This window comes from Citrobacter sp. wls710 (assembly GCF_005281115.1).
Taxonomy (GTDB): Bacteria; Pseudomonadota; Gammaproteobacteria; order Enterobacterales; family Enterobacteriaceae; genus Citrobacter; species Citrobacter werkmanii.
Genome location: NZ_SZXD01000056.1, coordinates 1 through 3278, shown reverse-complemented (window position 1 = coordinate 3278; position 3278 = coordinate 1). Strand labels below are relative to the sequence as shown.

6 protein-coding genes and 2 pseudogenes are annotated in these 3278 nt (G+C 50.2%); 4 read left to right on the top strand and 4 right to left on the bottom strand.

The window, feature by feature from the left end:
- Window positions 1-85 (bottom strand): annotated as a pseudogene (locus FDX14_RS25540) (nucleoside phosphorylase); the annotation flags it as partial.
- A gap of 25 nt (window positions 86-110) precedes the next feature.
- Window positions 111-815, bottom strand: coding sequence for a Crp/Fnr family transcriptional regulator (locus FDX14_RS21470; protein ID WP_137350204.1), 705 nt, complete (start codon window positions 813-815; stop codon window positions 111-113).
- Between the two features lie 194 nt (window positions 816-1009).
- On the opposite strand from FDX14_RS21470, the gene ppiC (FDX14_RS21475) reads away from it, so the two are divergent.
- The gene (gene ppiC, locus FDX14_RS21475) at window positions 1010-1291 is read left to right on the top strand and encodes a peptidylprolyl isomerase PpiC (protein ID WP_061381061.1); all 282 of its coding nucleotides are present in this window, start codon (window positions 1010-1012) and stop codon (window positions 1289-1291) included.
- A gap of 49 nt (window positions 1292-1340) precedes the next feature.
- The gene (ppiC, locus tag FDX14_RS21480; protein ID WP_003017999.1) at window positions 1341-1622 is read left to right on the top strand and encodes a peptidylprolyl isomerase PpiC; all 282 of its coding nucleotides are present in this window, start codon (window positions 1341-1343) and stop codon (window positions 1620-1622) included.
- A gap of 34 nt (window positions 1623-1656) precedes the next feature.
- Here ppiC (FDX14_RS21480) and ppiC (FDX14_RS21485) read toward each other — a convergent pair whose 3' ends face one another.
- Together ppiC (FDX14_RS21485) and ppiC (FDX14_RS21490) are read right to left on the bottom strand one after the other, a co-directional pair.
- A complete protein-coding gene (gene ppiC, locus FDX14_RS21485; RefSeq protein WP_003017999.1) occupies window positions 1657-1938 on the bottom strand; it encodes a peptidylprolyl isomerase PpiC in 282 nt (93 codons plus the stop codon).
- 49 nt (window positions 1939-1987) lie between these two features.
- Window positions 1988-2269: a peptidylprolyl isomerase PpiC gene (ppiC, locus tag FDX14_RS21490; RefSeq protein ID WP_061381061.1), complete on the bottom strand. Its 282-nt coding sequence runs from the start codon at window positions 2267-2269 to the stop codon at window positions 1988-1990.
- Window positions 2270-2463: 194 nt separating this feature from the next.
- Here ppiC (FDX14_RS21490) and FDX14_RS21495 point away from each other — a divergent pair, with 194 nt between their 5' ends.
- On the top strand, window positions 2464-3168 hold the full coding sequence (locus FDX14_RS21495) for a Crp/Fnr family transcriptional regulator (protein WP_137350204.1): 705 nt from the start codon (window positions 2464-2466) through the stop codon (window positions 3166-3168).
- A 25-nt stretch (window positions 3169-3193) separates the two neighbouring features.
- Window positions 3194-3278 (top strand): annotated as a pseudogene (locus FDX14_RS25535) (nucleoside phosphorylase); the annotation flags it as partial.

Sequence of the window (3278 nt, the reverse complement as noted above, 5' to 3'; positions counted from 1 at the left end):
CGACCCGCAACGGGTCGCCCGGCAGCAGCGCATAGCGTGCGCCGGTCATCTCCTTGCTTAACTGGATATGGGGTTGCAGCGACATTCTCGCGCCTCCTTCACTCTTACGGTTATCCGATATCAGCCTCCTGCTTTAACTTTTCAGGGACTAACAACACAATGCTTTCACCATCGGTATCAATAATCTGTAACGCTTTCAGATCATGTAAAATACGATTAATACTACGGGTCGTCGCCGCCAGCTCCTCGCTGAGGTTTAGCTTATCCAGCAAAATTGCGTTGGTGCCATCTTGTTGATAACGCAGCCATAACGCCTGACACACTCGCTGATGCAGCGAGTAAAGATTGTCGCTGCTGGCCTTTTTTGACAGCTGATAATATTGCTGACTAAAGAAGCGCAGCATCCGCTGGTTAAAATGGTTATCTAAGGCCAGCCAGCGGCAAAAATATTCCTGCGACAAACTCAGGAGCTGCACATGCCCTACTGCCACCACCGAACAGATGTAATGACGCGACTCAAAGATCTCGAGTTCACCCAGCATGTCGCTTTTCCGGTAGCGGGCCTGACGATAACGACGTCCATCTTCAGCCTCATAGAACACATCCACTTCACCGGCAATAATTAGTGAAAAGCGCTGACATATTTCCCCCTGCCGGCAAATAAAGTCTCCGCGCGGGATCTCTTCAAAACACCATTGCTGCATGATTTCCAGAGGGCAATATTTCAGTAATTCGTAAAGCTGTGGATCGCGAACAATATCACTAAGCCCGGAAAGCCAGCCGACTGAAAATTCAGGTTTTTTCATTGTATCCATGTTATCTCGCTCCACAGCGGTAGGGACAGGACGGCTGTCCCCGACAAGAAGGAATAGGGCAGATAAAAATGTCGCTCATCTCTCGCTTCCATACATCAGGCGAGACATCTGTCCCGTGATGGCGAAGAGTATATGTTCACGGCGAAGGTGGGTGATAAAGTAACGAGATATCTTTGAGACATGAGAACAAAATAATGGCTAAGAGCGCGGCAGCCCTGCACATCCTGGTAAAAGAAGAAAAACTGGCGCTGGAGATCCTCAGCAAGCTGGAGCGCGGTATTAGCTTCGATCACCTGGCAAAACGCTACTCTCGCTGTCCATCCGGGCGCAACGGCGGCGATTTGGGTGAATTCAAACAGGGGATGATGGTGGGGCCATTTGATGCCGCCGTGTTTAGCTGTCCATTGCTTAAACCTTACGGGCCGGTCAAAACCAAATTCGGCTATCACATCATCAAGGTGCTGTATCGCCGATAAGCCATGCTAAAATCGCCAGCCTTATATATTCCCTTTTGAAGGCACGATCATGGCAAAAACAGCAGCAGCAGTGCATATCCTTGTAAAAGAAGAGAAACTGGCACTGGATCTTCTGGAGCAGATTAAAAACGGTGCCGACTTCGGCAAACTGGCTAAGAAGCATTCCATCTGCCCATCGGGCAAACGCGGCGGCGATTTAGGTGAATTCCGTCAGGGCCAGATGGTGCCGGCGTTCGACAAAGTGGTCTTCTCTTGCCCGGTGCTGGAGCCAACCGGCCCGCTGCACACCCAGTTCGGTTACCACATAATTAAAGTGCTGTACCGCAACTAATAAAAAGCCCGGTGTTTAAACACCGGGCTTTTTATTAGTTGCGGTACAGCACTTTAATTATGTGGTAACCGAACTGGGTGTGCAGCGGGCCGGTTGGCTCCAGCACCGGGCAAGAGAAGACCACTTTGTCGAACGCCGGCACCATCTGGCCCTGACGGAATTCACCTAAATCGCCGCCGCGTTTGCCCGATGGGCAGATGGAATGCTTCTTAGCCAGTTTGCCGAAGTCGGCACCGTTTTTAATCTGCTCCAGAAGATCCAGTGCCAGTTTCTCTTCTTTTACAAGGATATGCACTGCTGCTGCTGTTTTTGCCATGATCGTGCCTTCAAAAGGGAATATATAAGGCTGGCGATTTTAGCATGGCTTATCGGCGATACAGCACCTTGATGATGTGATAGCCGAATTTGGTTTTGACCGGCCCGTAAGGTTTAAGCAATGGACAGCTAAACACGGCGGCATCAAATGGCCCCACCATCATCCCCTGTTTGAATTCACCCAAATCGCCGCCGTTGCGCCCGGATGGACAGCGAGAGTAGCGTTTTGCCAGGTGATCGAAGCTAATACCGCGCTCCAGCTTGCTGAGGATCTCCAGCGCCAGTTTTTCTTCTTTTACCAGGATGTGCAGGGCTGCCGCGCTCTTAGCCATTATTTTGTTCTCATGTCTCAAAGATATCTCGTTACTTTATCACCCACCTTCGCCGTGAACATATACTCTTCGCCATCACGGGACAGATGTCTCGCCTGATGTATGGAAGCGAGAGATGAGCGACATTTTTATCTGCCCTATTCCTTCTTGTCGGGGACAGCCGTCCTGTCCCTACCGCTGTGGAGCGAGATAACATGGATACAATGAAAAAACCTGAATTTTCAGTCGGCTGGCTTTCCGGGCTTAGTGATATTGTTCGCGATCCACAGCTTTACGAATTACTGAAATATTGCCCTCTGGAAATCATGCAGCAATGGTGTTTTGAAGAGATCCCGCGCGGAGACTTTATTTGCCGGCAGGGGGAAATATGTCAGCGCTTTTCACTAATTATTGCCGGTGAAGTGGATGTGTTCTATGAGGCTGAAGATGGACGTCGTTATCGTCAGGCCCGCTACCGGAAAAGCGACATGCTGGGTGAACTCGAGATCTTTGAGTCGCGTCATTACATCTGTTCGGTGGTGGCAGTAGGGCATGTGCAGCTCCTGAGTTTGTCGCAGGAATATTTTTGCCGCTGGCTGGCCTTAGATAACCATTTTAACCAGCGGATGCTGCGCTTCTTTAGTCAGCAATATTATCAGCTGTCAAAAAAGGCCAGCAGCGACAATCTTTACTCGCTGCATCAGCGAGTGTGTCAGGCGTTATGGCTGCGTTATCAACAAGATGGCACCAACGCAATTTTGCTGGATAAGCTAAACCTCAGCGAGGAGCTGGCGGCGACGACCCGTAGTATTAATCGTATTTTACATGATCTGAAAGCGTTACAGATTATTGATACCGATGGTGAAAGCATTGTGTTGTTAGTCCCTGAAAAGTTAAAGCAGGAGGCTGATATCGGATAACCGTAAGAGTGAAGGAGGCGCGAGAATGTCGCTGCAACCCCATATCCAGTTAAGCAAGGAGATGACCGGCGCACGCTATGCGCTGCTGCCGGGCGACCCGTTGCGGGTCG